Below are 16453 nucleotides of genomic sequence, written 5' to 3'. Positions count from 1 at the left end.
ATGAGAGAACTATTTCCAATGAAGCAGGTTAACGGATATATCTTCTCACTGCTCCTGACTGTGGTTGCATTAAGTGTCTATTTCTTTGACATGTCTTTTGCAATGGGATTAACCATTCTTGTTGTTACAGCATTTATTCAAGCAGGGGTGCAGCTCGTTGTATTTATGCATGCCGGAGAAAGTGAAGATAAAGGCGGTATCTATGTCCATACAATTTACGGCGTAGTACTTGCCTTGATAACTATCCTTGGTTCATTACTGGCAATGATATGGGGATATATGTATTAAAAATATTGAAAAGCTCAGGCACCGCGCCTGAGCTTTTTTTATGGCATTTAATTATCGTCTTTTCATCAACTATATCTGTTTCTGATTTTGATTCTTTTTCCTAATATTCTCTTCCACTGCAACAAGGAACAATCCCATAATAAAGATAAATGTACCGCCCTCTGCTAAGCCGATACCTATAGCTGTTACAAGAGTTATAGCGCTTACAAAATATCCGTATATAAACAGTACTGCACCAATTGTAATTAATGTCCCGCAAACTAGAGACAAGCCTTTTAATAATTTTTTATTCAATTCCATGTATCTCATCTCCTTTAATTATAGTATGCCTTTTGTTCAATAATTTGTCAATAACTTTGTGTCAATTTATCGAACAAGCAACTTTATTCTTGACTCGTGACTTTCGATTTATTTTTTTGGTCTTACTCTTATAAGCATGGAATTTCGTCTTAAAACGCTTTATACTTAAGATATAGAATAGTCACAGGAGGATGAAGGATGAAAAAGAAATTATTGTCTGTATGTTTTGCACTGGCACTTATGATTGGTCTTTTACCTTCCCAAGCATTTGCTATTGATGCAGATGACCCTCAATTGGAAAGCTTTTTAGAATCCATTGATTGGGAATTGCAAGATTATGAAGATTATCTGGCTGATTTTGACCTTGGTTTAGATGATTTTGATGATCCGGCCTATCTCGGAACGCCCCTTACTGAAGAAGGTTTAGAAGAAATTTATGATACATATGATCTGACATATGATGAATTAAACGACCTGTTATATGAAGAAGAAGGATTACTTGAAGAGGATGAAGAATTTCCGGATAGTATCTGGTACATGTTTATCGAGGATATTGAATTCAGTTTAGATTTAATTATGAATGACCCTCTTACTGCATTGGATGAAGACCTGTCTGAAGAGAATTTAGAGGCTGTTGCGGAAGAATATGATTTTGGATCTATCGAGGAACTCGAAGAACTTTTCAATTTATATGAAGATTCCATTAACAATTATACAACGCTTTTTGAAATTGAAAATGCAACTGAAATTTATGTAGCAATGGAAGATGGCTCTGGTTTAGATGATGAAATGTGGGAAGAAAATGACGATGTATCAGAAGATGATGATTTTTGGGAAGATAACACTGACCTTTCTTTAGATATGCTGGATACTTCCATCTTATCGGATGAACCAATTTTTGATATTTACGCGATGATTACAGTTATGTTTTTAGAAGCAACATTGGATTTTAAATAATTTTACTTTTGGGAACTAATACTCATTCATATTTTTTCTACACAAAATAACCTTCTTCCACGAGGTCAGACTGAATCTCTGCGGAAGAAGGTTTCACATTATATTATATAAAACTCTTATTTTTTAGCAGCTGTCTGATCTCCATTAAGTCGTATTCTTCTTCTATTTTTTCCTTTATAAAAGCTAAAACCTCTACTGCTTCAATTTCAAAATATGTTATTTGATCAACGATTTTTGTTGGTATAAATCCTTTAAAAGAATCCAGCCACTCCCCTATTTTATACATGGGTGCTTGAATAACCTTACTCATTCCTAACAGGCTGATAACATACATCTTTATTTCACCGACCTTATATTTCTTTCATTTTTTCTTAATTTTATTATACCTGCGAAATTCATTTAAGGTATGGAATAATTAAGTAAAAATAATAACAATGAGGATACATGGGGAAAGCCGGATAATCATGAAAAACTATTATTGTTTTTTCATCCTATTTAATGATAAAGTAATAAAGTTAGCGTAATTATTAGTTCTTGAATAAAATATATATATGATAAACGAATGGAAAAGAAGGGAATAGACATCATGTTAGAGTTTTTTGAAAATCTCAGTCCTGTCATGCAGGCTTTATTAGCAACAATTTTCACATGGGGAATGACTGCACTCGGGGCAGCAATCGTATTTGCAACAAAAAAAGTCCATCAAAAACTGTTAGATAGCATGTTAGGATTCGCCGGAGGTGTTATGATAGCAGCCAGTTATTGGTCATTACTCGGCCCTTCTATCGAAGCATCAACGGATAATGCAATCGGTCCCTGGTTCCCTGCAGTAGTCGGTTTTTTACTGGGAGGCGGATTTTTATGGGTTATTGATAAAATTCTTCCCCACCTTCATCCAAACACAGAAAAAAAAGATGCGGAAGGGCTCGCACCATCTAAAAGAAAACGGAGTACATTACTTGTGCTTGCTATTACCATCCATAACATCCCTGAAGGACTCGCTGTCGGAATTGCCTTTGGTGCATTAGCAAATCATAGTACAGAAGCAGCTTTAGCCGGAGCAATCACGCTTGCTATTGGAATAGGTATTCAGAATTTCCCTGAGGGTGTTGCTGTTGCCATGCCACTGCGCGGGGAAGGAATGTCCCGCGGAAAAAGCTTTATGTATGGACAATTCTCTGGGCTGGTGGAACCCATTGCCGCTGTAATAGGAGCATTAGCTGTTGCGCATATTGAACCATTGCTTCCTTATGCATTAAGCTTTGCAGCTGGAGCGATGATCTTTGTTGTTGCAGAGGAGGTTATCCCCAGCTCTCAGGAGAATGGGAATAGAGATTTGGCAACCATCAGTCTGATGATTGGTTTTGCACTTATGATGGTACTTGATGTCGCATTAGGTTAAGCTTGTATCCCTTCAATAGAAAAGGATACCCGTGATTTTAGAATTTAAAATTACGGGTATCCTTTTTAGTTTACTTAAAATAATCCTCTATTACAGTCTTGGAAATTCCCTGATCAAGCGCTTCAAATTCATCATATTGAATAGCTTCATAGAGTTCTTTTCTGGTTTGCATATTCTCTAATCCATTTTTTTGTGTACCCTCATCACGAATCAGTCCAAAAATACGCTCATAAGCCTTTGCAGCAACACGTAAAGAGGTCACTGGATAAATAACCATATCAAAGCCTGCGTTTTCAAATTCTGCTGCTGTTAAATAGGGTGTTTTCCCAAATTCCGTCATATTAGCCAGCAACGGTGCATCCACTGCCTCCGCAAAAGCCTGAAATTCTCCATTATTTTGAAGAGCTTCCGGAAATATAGCATCTGCTCCAGCTTCAACATAACCTTTCGCACGGTCCATTGCACTATCTAAACCTTCTATAGCTCTGGCATCGGTTCTTGCTACAATATAAAGTGTAGGAGCTACCTCTTTAATTGCAGCTATCTTTTGCATCATTTCTTCCTTGGTAACGACATTCTTTCCATTCAAATGTCCGCATTTTTTAGGAAGCTGCTGATCCTCCAGCTGAACTGCAGCCACATTTGCCTCTACCATTTCTCTGGCCGTCCGGACAACGTTCAATACACCACCAAAGCCTGTATCAATATCTACAAGTAATGGTAAATTGGTTGCCCGGACAATATCCTTTGCCCGGTCAGCTACCTCTGCTGAGGTCACAATACCCAAATCAGGTAAGCCTCTGCTTGCAGTATAAGCAGCTCCAGATAAATACAGCGACTGAAATCCTGCCTGTTTTGCCACTAAACCTGCCATTGCATCATGTGCCCCGGGAATTTGCAAAATTCCCTTCTCCTCTGCCATCTGCCGAAATTTTTCAGCTAATTCATGTTGCGGGAACGGGCTATCTACAATCCAAGCCATTTTTTCCCCACCTTTCTAACCTAAAAATAATTCTATAAAATCAGTAATTGCCATTTTCTTTATCGTATCATAATTTATCGTCTGCTGCTTAATACGCTCTGTCTGTTTTTCTGTAAACTGTGTTGCTAAGTTAGCTTCATATTTCTTAATTATTTGCGGGAATGCTTCCTCCCTGCGAAATCGATGTCCTAGAGGATATTCGCAATCTACGATATCTGTAGAAGTGCCGTCCATAAAATGAACCTGCACGGCATTTGCAATAGATCGCTTCTCCGGATCCAGATAATCCTCTGAATACTGCTTATTTTCGGTCACAGTCATTTTATCGCGCAGTTCATCAATACGCTGGTCTTTTGCTACATCATCTTCATAATCCTCTGCCACGATATTTCCTTTTAATAATCCAATTGCTGTAATGTACTGCAGACAATGATCTCTGTCCGCCGGATTATGGAGCGGCCCTTTTTTATCAATGATGCGGATAGCTGATTCATGCGTTGATATAGTAATTTCTTTAATTTCATCAATGCGGTTTATCACTTCCGGATGTAGCTGAACAGCTGCTTCTGCAGCTGTTTGCGCATGAAATTCTGCCGGATAAGATACCTTAAACAATACATTTTCCATCACATAGCTGTCGAACGGTCTTTTTAAAACCAATTCTTTTCCTTTAAAAAGAACATCCTGAAAGCCCCATCCTTCTGCACTCAAAGCAGTCTGATAACCCATTTCTCCCTTTACTGCCATAAGAGCCAGCCTTACTGCACGGCTTGTTGCATCACCTGCCGCCCATGATTTTCTGGAACCAGTATTAGGAAAATGGCGATATGTCCGCAGGCTTGAATTATCAATCCAGGCATTTGATAGTGCGTTGACGATTTCTTCCTTCCCGCCGCCCAGCATTTTCGTAACAACAGCCGTTGTTGCAATCTTTACATATAATACATGATCCAGACCAACGCGGTTCAGACTGTTCTCTAAAGCAAGAATTCCTTGAATTTCATGCGCTTTAATCGACATCTCCAAAATCTCTTCAACTGTTAAAGGTTCTTCTCCCTTATTTTGGCGCAGCCTGCTGACGTAATCAGCTACAGCTAAAATACCTCCTAAGTTATCAGAAGGATGTCCCCACTCTGCTGCCAGCCAGGTATCATTATAATCTAACCAGCGTATCATTGCTCCGATGTTAAATGCCCCTTGTACCGGGTCAAGCACATGAGGTGTGCCCGGCACTCTTACACCATTCGGAACCACCGTGCCAGGTACGATTGGTCCCAGCAGCTTTGTACACTCCGGGTAATTTAAAGCAAGAATACCGCAGCCAATTGTATCAATTAATACATGATGCGCCGTTTTAACAGCTTCTTCACTGTTAATTTCTTTATTTAATACATAATCAGCAATCTCTTCTAAAAGTTGATCTGTCTGGTTTGTTTTTACGGATACCATCTGTTGTTTCCTCCTTGTTAATAACTTTTCCCTGTGTACGCTACTCTCGGTCTAAAAATACGATTGTTATCGTGCTGTTCAATAATATGTGAGGCAAGACCTGCCGTTCTGGCACTGAAGAAAATCGGTGTATAAAGCGGTATCGGGATACCAAGCTTCCAATAAACCGGTGCTGCATAATAATCCAGATTTGGATATAAGCCTTTTTCTTCTCTCATAATAACTTCCCCTGCTTCACACATCTCTAAGAGCTTATAATCATTGTCTTTTTCACAAAGCCTTCGTAACGCTTCCTTTGTAATGGCTGCTCTTGGGTCCATTTTCTTCATATAAACCCGATGCCCGAATCCCATGATTTTCTCCTTATTTTGCAGCTTATGATGAATTAAGGCTTCAAACGCATCTACAGAATCCGCCTCCTGCAGCATATACATGACTGCTTCATTTGCACCTCCATGTAAATGGCCTTTCAAGGAAGAAATGGCTCCGGTCAATGCACCATACATATCTGAATGAGTAGACGCGATAACACGTGAGGCAAAAGTAGAATTTGGCATCTCATGCTCACTGTAGAGTAATAATAATTGATCAAAAGTTTCTATTTCCAGCTCTGACGGTGTTTTTCCTGTAATCATGGATAAAAAATTAGCACTGTAGCTGAGACTTTCATTTGGCTCAGCTATATTCAGGCCCTCTGTTGCAAAATAACTGTTTACCGTAATAAAAGGCAACTGACCTAATAGCTTATAAGCGCGCTCCTTATTTTTATCATTGGAACGGTTTTCAATTTCAGAATCGAATCCGGCTAATAACGAAATAACCGTACGCATCCCGTCCATTGGATGCATTCCTTTTGGCAAAAACTTAAATAAAGGCAGCACATCTTCAGGAAGACTATAAGAAGTTTTAATTTTTTCTTCAAGATTTTTCTTTTCTTCCTGACCAGGAATATACCCTTCCAGTAATAAATGGACAACATCAAAATATGTTTTATCTTTGGCTAATTCAATTAAGTCCTCTCCCCGGATAACTATTTTCTCCCGATCCACATCTAAAAAAGATATTTCTGTTTTAGCCGCAATCACACCATCTAACCCAGGAACAAACTCTTCACTTGTGCGCATTATTTCTCCTCCTTAAAAATGAAAGCGTAATCATTTATTTTGAAAACAGATACAGGCAAACTATTCCGAAAGTAAAAATACCGGCTGTTAATCTGTTCAACAAACCGGCCTTTTAATGACCGTCCAATTCCCCTTCAAAAATGATATTTTGCTTCTTTCCTGCTGCAGGCTCTGCGATAAATGTTTTTCTTATATACAGTATAACCTTGAATAGAAAATTAGAAAAATATATAATACTAATAAATAACGATAGATTTTTTCTATATCTTAATTTGGGAGGCTGGCAATTGAATTTACAGGATTGGAAAATGCTTGCTGCACTTTATGAAACAGAAAATATTACTCAGGCTGCTCATCAATTATTTTTATCCCAGCCTACTTTGACATCGAGGATTCAAAAGCTCGAAAATCATTATGGAGTTCCGCTTATTCTTCGGAAACGGCGTGGTATTACTTTTACCCCCGAGGGCGAGGAGCTTGCTCATCACGCTAAAAGAATGCTTCTTGAACAGCGTAAAATGGAAGAAAAGCTGAGCAATATGCAGGAAGAAGTACAAGGAACATTGCGGGTAGGTGTTTCCAATTTCTTTGCTGCAAATAAAATGCCAAAGCTGCTGCAGCGTTTTAAAGAAAAATATCCTGATGTGGAATGTCAGGTTGTCACAGGCTGGAGCAGCGATATGCATCGTCTATTATTAAATCATGATGTGCATATCAGCTTTATTAAAGGTAATTATGCCTGGAAGGAAAAGAAAGCGTTGTTATATGAGGAAGAGATCTGTGTCGCCTCTCCCTGGGATTTCACATGGGATGAACTCCCTAAGCTCCCAAGAGTAGATTATTACACAGATGAACATATGCGGATTTTATTAGATGACTGGTGGCATCAAAATTATATTGAGCGTCCTAATATTACAATCCACGTCAACCAGGTGGAGACCTGCAAAGAAATGGTTGTTCACGGACTCGGCTATGCGGTAGTTGCTAATCTTGTCGTTCGGCCGCACGCTGAATTATTTATCAAGCCGATTACAGATCCAACCGGCGAGCCCCTAAAAAGACAAACCTGGATGTACTATCAGGAAGATACCCTGCAAATGAATATTGTCCGTGCATTTGTTGATTTTGTTCAAACATTAGACGTAAAAGCTTTATAATTCATGCTAAAAAAAGCATGGATTAGTCTTTTAAATGTTTTTTACAGAACTTTAGTGATATGCCACAAAGCTTGCAAGCAGCCAGATTAGAAGAAAACTTACGATGATTGTTATATTAACTATAGTGCCTACTATTTTTGTATTATATTTATACCTTATTGCGTATACCACAGATGTTGTGGAGGCGGGCAGAATAAAACCGATTAAAACGGTATTGGCAAGCATTGGATAATCAGAAAGCAGCCAGAAAAGACTAAAACCTAATACAAGTCCTGTTCCGTATTTCACGACTAAATACTTCCCTATCAGAGGAATCCATGATTTCTCAAAGGAAAAATTTAAATAGAGACCGAGCAATAACAGGGACAAGGGCATATTTGCAACAGAGATAATTTCTGCAGTCTCCAAAAATAGACCAGGTAAATGAAATCCTAAGAGGTTCAAGGCTACGACAAACATGTATGTTAAAAATGGAATGGATCGAAATAGCGGACTGAATGCTTCCCGCAAATAAAACTTTGATGTTCCCTTCGCAAAATAACCAGCTATAAAAAAGCATACTCCAAACACAATAACAGCATTCCCTACATCAAGCATGCCAAAATGCTTGATGCCTTCCCTCCCCCAGATAGCTTCTACAAGCGGGAAGGCAAATAGGCCGACATTAACGCCAGGAACCATCATGGCAGCCATCCCTTTTATACCAGCTTCCTCTGAGCGGAATGCCAAGATTCCTATCAGTGCTGAAGCAAGACCAAATAAAAAAGCAATGAAAATAAGTGAAACAAGGGATAAGGATATCACCATCTGATCAAATGTAACAATCACTAATGCGGGGAGGGTAATATTAAATACAATTCTTGCAATTGTCTGCCCGTCCGATTCCTTTAAAATTTTTACCCTTTTAAAAAAGTATCCCAGTAAAATAATACATATAGAAATAATAAATTGCAGTTGAAACCCTTCCAAAACTTTCTACTCCTTTAATACATTAAAAAATGCACCTTTGTTATCTTATCACAGTCTGATTACTGTTCATACAGAAAGGCTTAATGTTTTTTTATAATAATAAGAAGGTGTATAAAAATGCTGAAAGATGGCCGCTCCAAAGGGTTTCATGGGTTGAGTAATCTTTTGGCCTTAGAAATACACTACGCTTTCAGCGGGCCCCGAGCTCATCTCCTCGACAAGAACACCAATATTTTAAAGACCAAGTGATTTACTTTATTTTTCTTTATAGTATGGGCGATTACTTGTTAATAAAGGATTTCAGTGTGTTTGCGGGTTCTTTATCAAACCAGTTAAACTTGTCTGTAATAAACAGGGGTTGTATGATAATACTAAGCTTAGTTGTAGGAGTGGTAGGAATGAAACTTATTTTATTTGATGGAGAATGTCATATCTGTGACGGCTTCGTTCAATTTATTCTGAACAGGGACCAAGAAAATCAATTTCTGTTTACTTCCTTGCAAAGTGAGGCCGGAGAATTTATTCAAAAAAAATACCGGGTTCCAGATAATATCGACAGCGTTTTATTCATTGATGGAGATAAAGTGTATATCAAATCTGATGCTGCTTTAAATATATTGCATAAATTAACATTCCCCTGGAAAATGCTGATAGCCGGCAAAATCCTACCGTATTTTATCCGGGATGCCTTATATGAGTTTATTGCACGCAACCGGCATAAATGGTTCGGTAAAAAACAGGCCTGTCGTCTTCCCACAGCACAAGAACGCCAAAAGTTTATAGAAACAATAGATGATTTAGAAAAACAAAGACCTTTCTCATAAAATAAAACTGCCTGTCCCGGGATTTCCTCATATCTTCCGGGACAGCCGCGTTTTATCTATTCGAAAGGCTCTTCGTTTAGTTATTTATCCTCAATTTCTTCTTCAATGCCGTAATCCTCACTGAATTCTGTTCCGAAGTTTGTCCGCAGATTATCTGAATCATCCCGGACCGGTTCACCAACTCCAGAGAATAAAGTTGTAAGATAATAAATGGCACTAATCCCAACGAGTCCATAAATAATTCGAGAAAGGACAGCGGTCTGCCCGCCGAAAATAGCCGACACTAGATCAAATTGAAAAAATCCAATTAATCCCCAGTTGATACCACCAATAATCAATAAAGTGACTGCAATAGCATGTAGTGTTTTCATTGTCTCTCACCTCCTCACTGCTTATCTTTTGCTTAATCACTTATTTCATACTTCCACTGTTTGGGAATTGATGTTTTATAATAACTCAACTCCGCACCTGAGAATAAACATCTATACCTTACCCTGCCAGGATAAGCAAGTTACTTTTTAAGGTACGAAAGTTGAGAAATAATAAAAAGCCCTAATGATTTTCTCATTAGAGCTCTTCATTCAATAGTTCTTATTTAATTAGTCTGCAGCACTTTCTTTATTCTATCCAGAGCCCAGTCCAGTTCCTCTTTACTGATCGTTAACGGTGGTGCAAAGCGGATCGTGGTTTCATGTGTTTCTTTACAAAGAATTCCGTTCTCCTTCAAAGCTTCACAAATCGGACGTACAGGCTTATTAAATTCTACACCGATAAATAATCCTTTAGAACGGACTTCCTTCAAATCAGGATGGTCAATAGCAGTTAATTCAATAGCAAAATACTCGCCCAGCTCAAGTGATTTATTGACAAGACCTTCTTCTTCGATTACATCTAATGCAGCCATAGAAACAGCACAGGCTAACGGATTCCCTCCAAAAGTCGAGCCATGTGAACCAGGTGTAAATACATCCATAATATCCCTGTCAGCTGCAATGGCAGAAATAGGCATAACACCTCCACCTAACGCTTTCCCCATTACATATATATCCGGCTCCACATTTTCCCATTCACAGGCAAACATCTTTCCAGTCCGGGCAAATCCGGTTTGTACTTCATCGGCAATAAATAGGATATTTTCTTCATCACAAATTTTTCGGACCTCCTGCAAATAGCCCTCCGGCGGAATAAGGATACCTGCTTCTCCCTGTATCGGTTCCAAAATAACTGCTGCTGTATTTGGCGTAATCGTTTCCTTTAAAGCTTGAACATCTCCATAATTTATCTTATAAATACCAGGAACAAACGGACCATAGTTTATTGTTGCACCAGGATCATCAGATAATGAAATCGCATTCATTGTTCTGCCATGAAAATTACCTTTGGCAGCTATAATCTCCGCCTGATTATCCTCTATACCTTTTTTCTCGTATGCCCATCTGCGGGCAGCTTTTATTGCTGTCTCTACCGCTTCAACTCCTGTGTTCATCGGCAATACCTTATCTTTTTTTGTTAATTTGGCAAGACGCTCCGTCCACGGCCCCAACAGTTCATTATGAAAAGCTCTTGAAGTCAGTGTCACTTTATCTGCCTGATCCTTTAACGCTTGAATTATCTTAGGATGTCGATGCCCTTGATTCACCGCTGAGTATGCACTTAGCATATCCATGTATTTATTTCCTTCCGGATCCTTTACCCAGACTCCCTCAGCCTCTGAAACAACTACCGGTAATGGGTGATAATTATTTGCACCATAGGTTGAAGTAAGTTCCATGATTTCTTTTGATGTAACCATAAAGCAGCCTCCCTTGATTTCATTCAGATTTATTCTCTTTCTTCTTAAGCATAATCATTAGCCTGAATAAACGTCAAGCCTCTTATCAGATTATGTAAAATGATTTCATACTTTCAATTTATTCCATTGGTTTAGCAGAAGTTTTATTTACGTTAAAAAAGAAGCTCAGAGACAAAGATGAATCACCATCCCGCTCTGAGCCCATTATTTATTCCAATGTTTCCTGAAGCAGCTTCTCCACATCTTCGTCTGTCAGCTGATGGTTCCATAGATCCTTTGTTTGTACCATCTGTTCGATCAACTTTCTTTTTTTCTGCTGGAGGTCATACATTTTATCTTCAATTGTACCTTCAGCCAGCATACGAACCACTGTTACATCATATATTTGGCCAATCCGGTGCGCGCGGTCAATTGCCTGATCCTCTACCGCCGGATTCCACCACGTATCATATAAAATAACCGTATCTGCTCCCACTAAATTCAATCCTGTTCCCCCTGCTTTTAAAGATATTAAACAAATATCATTTTTTCCCTGATTAAATGAACGGCATATTTGCAGGCGGTCCTCCGAAGGCGTCTGTCCATCCAGATAGAAATAGGTTATCTCCTCTGTTCTCAATAAATCGCCTATTCGTTTCAGCATTTGCGTAAACTGGGAAAAAATCAGCATACGCTTTCCTGAACGCTTTGCATCCTTTACAATTTCCATTAAGCGCTGAAGCTTGGCAGATTCCCCATCATAGTCACGGACAAATAATGCAGGATCACAGCAGATTTGCCTCAGACGGGTCAATCCTGCTAAAATTCGAATACGGTTTTTACGAATCGTATCCCTATCCAAATGTTTAAATTTTGGATGTCTCAATTTAGATAAATACGAAATGTAAATTTGCTTCTGTTCTTCTGTCAACGGAACACGTTCGATATATTCCGTTTTTATCGGCATATCCTCCAGAACATCCTTTTTCTCCCGCCTCAGCATAAATGGATGGACTCTCCTTAAAACCTGATCATTAGTTAGCCAGGCAAAGTCCTTTAATCCGCCCAGCAGCTCAGGAAATATAATATGAAAAATTGACCATAAATCCTCCATTTTATTTTCTAAGGGAGTTCCTGATAAAGCGAACTGATAATCAGCTTTTAATTTTTTCGCTGTCCGGAAAACCTGTGTGGCCGGGTTTTTAAACGTCTGTGCTTCATCAAAAATAATTGTCTGGAAGGTTATATTTTTCTTCAGCCAATCGATTTCATTTTTTAAAACACCATAAGAAATAATCCATATGTCTCTCTCAAGCAATGTTTTCTTTTTCCGGTTTCTTTCCTGAATGGAACCGTCCAGCACTCCCACCGAAAATCCTGGTGCAAATAATTCCCATTCCTGCTTCCACTGATAACATAAAGATGTTGGGCAGATAATCAGTACGGGTGCTTTTTTCTCTGTTTGCTGCTGATATTTCGTCATACAAAATGCAATAGCCTGTACCGTTTTTCCCAAGCCCATTTCATCTGCCAAAACACCGCCAAGACCAGCTTCAGCCATCGCCAGCATCCAGCGGACACCATCTTTTTGATAAGGCTTTAAAATAGGCTCAATCTCCGCCGCTATCGGATACTTCTCATTGGCTGGTGCTTGAATATCATGAATCATTTCTTTCACTGCTGCTCCATCAGCCAAATAGCCGTTATCCTCCATCTGATGAGCAAATGATAGCCCTTCCTTCAGTGACAGCTCAATTTCCTCCAAAATTTCAGAAGGCGTCATTGAAACAGAGAGCAGATATTTTTCCAATTCCTTTATTTCCTCCGTTTCCAATGAGAGGAAAGAGCCATCCTTTAACCGGTAATATGGACGCTTTTCTTCTATTGCTTCAAGAATCTGACGAACCTCCTGCTCCCAGAAGCCTTTCACCTGAAAAGAAAAGGCAAGCCAATTCGTTCGATCGCGTTTATGCTTCACACGTACAATCGGCTGGAACCTTTTTTTACTGATCTGGTTTCGGACAGCATTTGTTACAAAAACATCCGCCATCTTATACAGTTCAGGCAGGTAATGATATAAAAAATCATATTCGAGCTGCTCATTTTGCAAAATAAAACTGCCTTCCGTATTTGCAAAGCCGCTCCTTTCCAGAAACGCAATAATTTCTGCTTCCTTTTCCTTATCACGGCGAACCATTGCTGTTTTCTCAAATGGTGTTATCCTTTTATCTCCGTATTGAAATTCCACACCTGCCAGAAGGCGATTATGAACGCGGTCAATATAGACGTTCGCCTTAAGCGGTGTATAGAGACTCTTCAGCGTTCCGGTTGTGTCCTCTACTTCACCGATCCGCTCTAAAAGTACAGAAATAGATACAATTTGTTCCTTGCTGACAACGATTGTTCCCGACTGTTGTTTCCACAGCTGCTCACATAAATGAATCAGCTGCTTTTCTTCCTCTGTCAATAAATATAAAGAACCGTTCTGATAAATAAGCTGATAAGCCAGCAAAAATATTGTCCGGCTTCTTTCCAAAAATGAAATCGAATAATTTATTCCTGTTTGACGGATACGAAAAGAAAATGAGGGCAACGCGTCGTAAAAGCTTAATAACTGCTTGTGATATGCATCAGCTTCCAAATATAAAGAAACAAGCGGACTGGAATGAAGTAATCTTTCCATTCTCTCCCATACTGTTACCGGAATAGAAATCCAGCTTGTTTTATCCCCAAAAGCTGTTCCAATCATCTGCTGGTCCTCATAAGCCTGAATAAGCTGTTCTAAAATCTGATTACTGTCATCTTCAAAATAAAATTTAGCTGCATCATATGAGATATTTTCAGCAACTGAAAATCGTGTTCCACTTTTTAATGCATCCAAAAAGGCGAAAATATCATTAACAGGTTTATCATCAATTTGCACAGCCATTTGCAATGCTTTCCGTTCTTGATTTTTGGGGATACGCAAGTAAAAATGAACCGGAATAGCCTGCCTTGTTTCAAAATAGCCGCGATGACGGAATTCCTTTTCTGATTTTCCTGTAAGTGAAGTACTGTCTGCTTCCGGCTCTCCAGTTTCATGAATGCCAATTAAAACTGCAGCAATATGCTGGCAATCCAATGTATACGAACCAAGCTTCGGACAGCTGCATCCGGTGCTTTCTATTTTATTATTCCGGTACGTCAGCGTTATATGAAAATCATCAGTTGTTCTGACTGTGCCAACAATCTGCTGATTGAGAAAGGTCAACTGGACATTTCCTTTCTTCCAGAGACGTTCTCCATATTTAAAAGACAGCTCTCCGCACCGCTCTTTAATTTCCTGTTTGGATATCCATACCATCTTACTGCACGACCTTTTCATTCATTTCTCATACTTCCATAATTTCAGCCAGGCTTATATTCTGTCATAAATAAGCACCTGGCCAGATTTTTTTATTTTTTCCCTTTGATTATTTCACGAATGGGGTTAAATTGTAGTATGATATATCTATTGTTTATTATAAAGCAAGAACACTTGAACATCTAATAAAAAAATGATGATTTTAAACGTAGCTCCTGATCAAACTATCAGCAGGCAGCACAGCTTTTAATAATTGATCAGTCTATCTATAGAAAGGATTTCGCTATGACAATTCAAGAAGAAGTAAAAAAAAGAAAAACATTTGCGATTATTTCGCATCCCGATGCCGGGAAAACAACGATGACAGAAAAATTGTTATTATATGGTAATCTGATTCGTTCAGCCGGAACAGTTAAAGGAAAAAAATCCGGTAAATTCGCTACCTCTGACTGGATGGAAATTGAGAAACAGCGTGGTATTTCTGTTACATCCAGCGTCATGAACTTTCAATATGAAGGGTTTCATATCAATATTTTAGATACCCCAGGGCATGAGGATTTCAGTGAGGATACCTACCGGACATTAACCGCTGTCGACAGTGTGGTTATGATTATTGATTCCACCAAGGGGATTGAAGCCCAGACGATTAAGCTGTTCAAGGTTTGCCGTATGCGCGGTATTCCTATCTTTACCTTTATGAATAAATTAGACCGGGAAGGAAAAGAACCTCTCGCTTTATTAGAGGAGCTGGAAGAGGTTTTAGAAATTGATACTTATCCAATGAATTGGCCTGCAGGCATGGGAAAAGGCTTCCTAGGAATCTTTGACCGGGATAATAAGCAATTTGTACAGCATCACCCTGGCGCAGAAGAAACCTATATTCCTTATCAGGAATTGGAAAATCATCCGGAGTTGACTGAAAATGCAACTTACCAGGACGCATTAAATGAATTAGAGCTTGTTGAAGAAGCTGGAAATACGTATTCGGAGGAAGCGATTTTAAACGGCGAGTTAACTCCTGTCTTCTTTGGGAGTGCACTGTCTCCGTTTGGAGTTCAAACATTTTTTAATTCCTTTATCCGCTTAGCACCAAGTCCGACACCGCGAAAATCAACCAAAGGGGCAGTTGACCCGCAGGAAGAAGACTTTTCCGGATTTATTTTTAAGATCCAGGCAAATATGAATCCAGCGCACCGTGATCGTATTGCCTTTTTACGTGTATGTTCGGGAAAATTCACCCGCGGTATGAGCGTTCAGTTGGCCCGGACTGGAAAGGAATTAAAATTGGCCCAATCTCAGCAGATGGTCGCCTCATCCAGGGAAACTATCGAGGAAGCATATGCAGGAGATATTATTGGTATTTATGACCCAAATGCTTATCAAATTGGAGATACCCTGCTTACTGGTAAAGAAAAATATGAATTCGATGAGCTGCCGCAGTTCCCGCCGGAAATCTTTAAAAAGGTAATGGCAAAAAACGCATTGAAGTCAAAGCAATTCCGTAAAGGGATTGAACAGCTTGTCCAGGAAGGCGCCATACAGCTGTTCCGGGATAAATTAACAGATTCTTTTATTCTGGGCGCAGTCGGGGAATTACAATATCAGGTTTTTACTTATCGTATGGAAAATGAGTACAATGCGGAAGTAATCATGGAGCCCATTGGTGAGCGTATTCCCAGATGGCTGAAGCCTGAACAGGCTGATGCTTCATTATTTGACTCAGGAAATCTGCTGGTCCGCGACCGTCATGATCAGCCGCTCGTGCTCTTCCGTAATGAGTTTGCATTAAACTGGTTTAAAGATAAAAATCCAGATATCGAGCTGATCGACCTTTTTGAAACAAATAATTATCAATAAAAAAAAGGATTTCTGCACCCGTTCAAATTA

Annotated in this window: 15 protein-coding genes; 6 read left to right on the top strand and 9 right to left on the bottom strand. The window is 39.1% G+C overall.

Annotated features, from left to right (window positions below):
- On the top strand, positions 1 to 288 hold the full coding sequence (gene qoxD, locus BN1068_RS00465; protein ID WP_077600881.1) for a cytochrome aa3 quinol oxidase subunit IV: 288 nt from the start codon (positions 1 to 3) through the stop codon (positions 286 to 288).
- Between the two features lie 69 nt (positions 289 to 357).
- Here the strand turns inward: qoxD and BN1068_RS00460 are convergent, their stop codons facing one another.
- Positions 358 to 588, bottom strand: coding sequence for a hypothetical protein (locus BN1068_RS00460; RefSeq protein ID WP_077600880.1), 231 nt, complete (start codon positions 586 to 588; stop codon positions 358 to 360).
- A 198-nt stretch (positions 589 to 786) separates the two neighbouring features.
- On the opposite strand from BN1068_RS00460, the gene BN1068_RS00455 reads away from it, so the two are divergent.
- On the top strand, positions 787 to 1545 hold the full coding sequence (locus BN1068_RS00455) for a processed acidic surface protein (RefSeq protein WP_077600879.1): 759 nt from the start codon (positions 787 to 789) through the stop codon (positions 1543 to 1545).
- Positions 1546 to 1648: 103 nt separating this feature from the next.
- On the opposite strand, the gene BN1068_RS00450 is transcribed toward BN1068_RS00455, so the two are convergent.
- Positions 1649 to 1879, bottom strand: a complete 231-nt coding sequence (locus BN1068_RS00450) for a hypothetical protein (protein WP_077600878.1) — start codon at positions 1877 to 1879, stop codon at positions 1649 to 1651.
- A gap of 252 nt (positions 1880 to 2131) precedes the next feature.
- Here BN1068_RS00450 and BN1068_RS00445 point away from each other — a divergent pair, with 252 nt between their 5' ends.
- Positions 2132 to 2947 carry a ZIP family metal transporter gene (locus tag BN1068_RS00445; protein WP_077600877.1) on the top strand — a complete coding sequence of 272 codons (816 nt, stop codon included), beginning with the start codon at positions 2132 to 2134 and terminating at the stop codon, positions 2945 to 2947.
- A gap of 70 nt (positions 2948 to 3017) precedes the next feature.
- On the opposite strand, the gene prpB is transcribed toward BN1068_RS00445, so the two are convergent.
- The 3 genes from prpB to mmgD are packed head-to-tail and all read right to left on the bottom strand — an operon-like array spanning position 3018 to position 6502.
- A complete protein-coding gene (gene prpB, locus BN1068_RS00440; protein WP_077600876.1) occupies positions 3018 to 3929 on the bottom strand; it encodes a methylisocitrate lyase in 912 nt (303 codons plus the stop codon).
- 15 nt (positions 3930 to 3944) lie between these two features.
- Positions 3945 to 5378 carry a bifunctional 2-methylcitrate dehydratase/aconitate hydratase gene (locus BN1068_RS00435; RefSeq protein WP_077600875.1) on the bottom strand — a complete coding sequence of 478 codons (1434 nt, stop codon included), beginning with the start codon at positions 5376 to 5378 and terminating at the stop codon, positions 3945 to 3947.
- Positions 5379 to 5395: 17 nt separating this feature from the next.
- Positions 5396 to 6502 carry a citrate synthase gene (gene mmgD, locus BN1068_RS00430; RefSeq protein ID WP_077600874.1) on the bottom strand — a complete coding sequence of 369 codons (1107 nt, stop codon included), beginning with the start codon at positions 6500 to 6502 and terminating at the stop codon, positions 5396 to 5398.
- A gap of 287 nt (positions 6503 to 6789) precedes the next feature.
- On the opposite strand from mmgD, the gene BN1068_RS00425 reads away from it, so the two are divergent.
- Positions 6790 to 7659 (top strand): LysR family transcriptional regulator, encoded by an 870-nt coding sequence (locus BN1068_RS00425; RefSeq protein ID WP_077600873.1) that lies wholly within the window; start codon positions 6790 to 6792, stop codon positions 7657 to 7659.
- A gap of 51 nt (positions 7660 to 7710) precedes the next feature.
- On the opposite strand, the gene BN1068_RS00420 is transcribed toward BN1068_RS00425, so the two are convergent.
- Positions 7711 to 8628 carry an AEC family transporter gene (locus BN1068_RS00420; protein ID WP_077600872.1) on the bottom strand — a complete coding sequence of 306 codons (918 nt, stop codon included), beginning with the start codon at positions 8626 to 8628 and terminating at the stop codon, positions 7711 to 7713.
- 398 nt (positions 8629 to 9026) lie between these two features.
- On the opposite strand from BN1068_RS00420, the gene BN1068_RS00415 reads away from it, so the two are divergent.
- Positions 9027 to 9452 (top strand): thiol-disulfide oxidoreductase DCC family protein, encoded by a 426-nt coding sequence (locus BN1068_RS00415; protein WP_077600871.1) that lies wholly within the window; start codon positions 9027 to 9029, stop codon positions 9450 to 9452.
- Positions 9453 to 9532: 80 nt separating this feature from the next.
- Here BN1068_RS00415 and BN1068_RS00410 read toward each other — a convergent pair whose 3' ends face one another.
- The 3 genes from BN1068_RS00410 to BN1068_RS00400 all read right to left on the bottom strand — a co-directional run bounded on the left by BN1068_RS00410 (position 9533) and on the right by BN1068_RS00400 (position 14566).
- Entirely contained in the window at positions 9533 to 9823 is a 291-nt protein-coding gene (locus BN1068_RS00410; protein ID WP_077600870.1) for a DUF378 domain-containing protein, read from the bottom strand.
- Between the two features lie 224 nt (positions 9824 to 10047).
- Positions 10048 to 11244, bottom strand: a complete 1197-nt coding sequence (locus tag BN1068_RS00405; protein ID WP_077600869.1) for an ornithine--oxo-acid transaminase — start codon at positions 11242 to 11244, stop codon at positions 10048 to 10050.
- A 208-nt stretch (positions 11245 to 11452) separates the two neighbouring features.
- Positions 11453 to 14566, bottom strand: a complete 3114-nt coding sequence (locus BN1068_RS00400; protein ID WP_077600868.1) for a DEAD/DEAH box helicase — start codon at positions 14564 to 14566, stop codon at positions 11453 to 11455.
- Between the two features lie 285 nt (positions 14567 to 14851).
- Here BN1068_RS00400 and BN1068_RS00395 point away from each other — a divergent pair, with 285 nt between their 5' ends.
- Positions 14852 to 16423: a peptide chain release factor 3 gene (locus BN1068_RS00395; RefSeq protein WP_077600867.1), complete on the top strand. Its 1572-nt coding sequence runs from the start codon at positions 14852 to 14854 to the stop codon at positions 16421 to 16423.
- The last annotated feature ends 30 nt before the right edge of the window (positions 16424 to 16453 follow it).

It is taken from the genome of Oceanobacillus sojae, from assembly GCF_900162665.1.
Taxonomy (GTDB): domain Bacteria; phylum Bacillota; class Bacilli; order Bacillales; family Amphibacillaceae; genus Oceanobacillus; species Oceanobacillus sojae_A.
The sequence above is the reverse complement of the archived record's forward strand: the minus strand, read 5'-3'. Positions and strand labels throughout refer to the sequence as shown.

Bases quoted from the DNA above. Each gene is read 5' to 3' on its own strand.
- BN1068_RS00450 (WP_077600878.1), bottom strand. From the start codon at position 1,879: ATGTATGTTATCAGCCTGTTAGGAATGAGTAAGGTTATTCAAGCACCC.
- mmgD (WP_077600874.1), bottom strand. From the start codon at position 6,502: ATGCGCACAAGTGAAGAGTTTGTTCCTGGGTTAGATGGTGTGATTGCG.
- BN1068_RS00395 (WP_077600867.1), top strand. From the start codon at position 14,852: ATGACAATTCAAGAAGAAGTAAAAAAAAGAAAAACATTTGCGATTATT.
- BN1068_RS00435 (WP_077600875.1), bottom strand. From the start codon at position 5,378: ATGGTATCCGTAAAAACAAACCAGACAGATCAACTTTTAGAAGAGATT.
- BN1068_RS00415 (WP_077600871.1), top strand. From the start codon at position 9,027: ATGAAACTTATTTTATTTGATGGAGAATGTCATATCTGTGACGGCTTC.
- prpB (WP_077600876.1), bottom strand. From the start codon at position 3,929: ATGGCTTGGATTGTAGATAGCCCGTTCCCGCAACATGAATTAGCTGAA.
- BN1068_RS00445 (WP_077600877.1), top strand. From the start codon at position 2,132: ATGTTAGAGTTTTTTGAAAATCTCAGTCCTGTCATGCAGGCTTTATTA.
- BN1068_RS00460 (WP_077600880.1), bottom strand. From the start codon at position 588: ATGGAATTGAATAAAAAATTATTAAAAGGCTTGTCTCTAGTTTGCGGG.
- BN1068_RS00405 (WP_077600869.1), bottom strand. From the start codon at position 11,244: ATGGTTACATCAAAAGAAATCATGGAACTTACTTCAACCTATGGTGCA.
- BN1068_RS00410 (WP_077600870.1), bottom strand. From the start codon at position 9,823: ATGAAAACACTACATGCTATTGCAGTCACTTTATTGATTATTGGTGGT.
- BN1068_RS00455 (WP_077600879.1), top strand. From the start codon at position 787: ATGAAAAAGAAATTATTGTCTGTATGTTTTGCACTGGCACTTATGATT.
- qoxD (WP_077600881.1), top strand. From the start codon at position 1: ATGAGAGAACTATTTCCAATGAAGCAGGTTAACGGATATATCTTCTCA.
- BN1068_RS00400 (WP_077600868.1), bottom strand. From the start codon at position 14,566: ATGGTATGGATATCCAAACAGGAAATTAAAGAGCGGTGCGGAGAGCTG.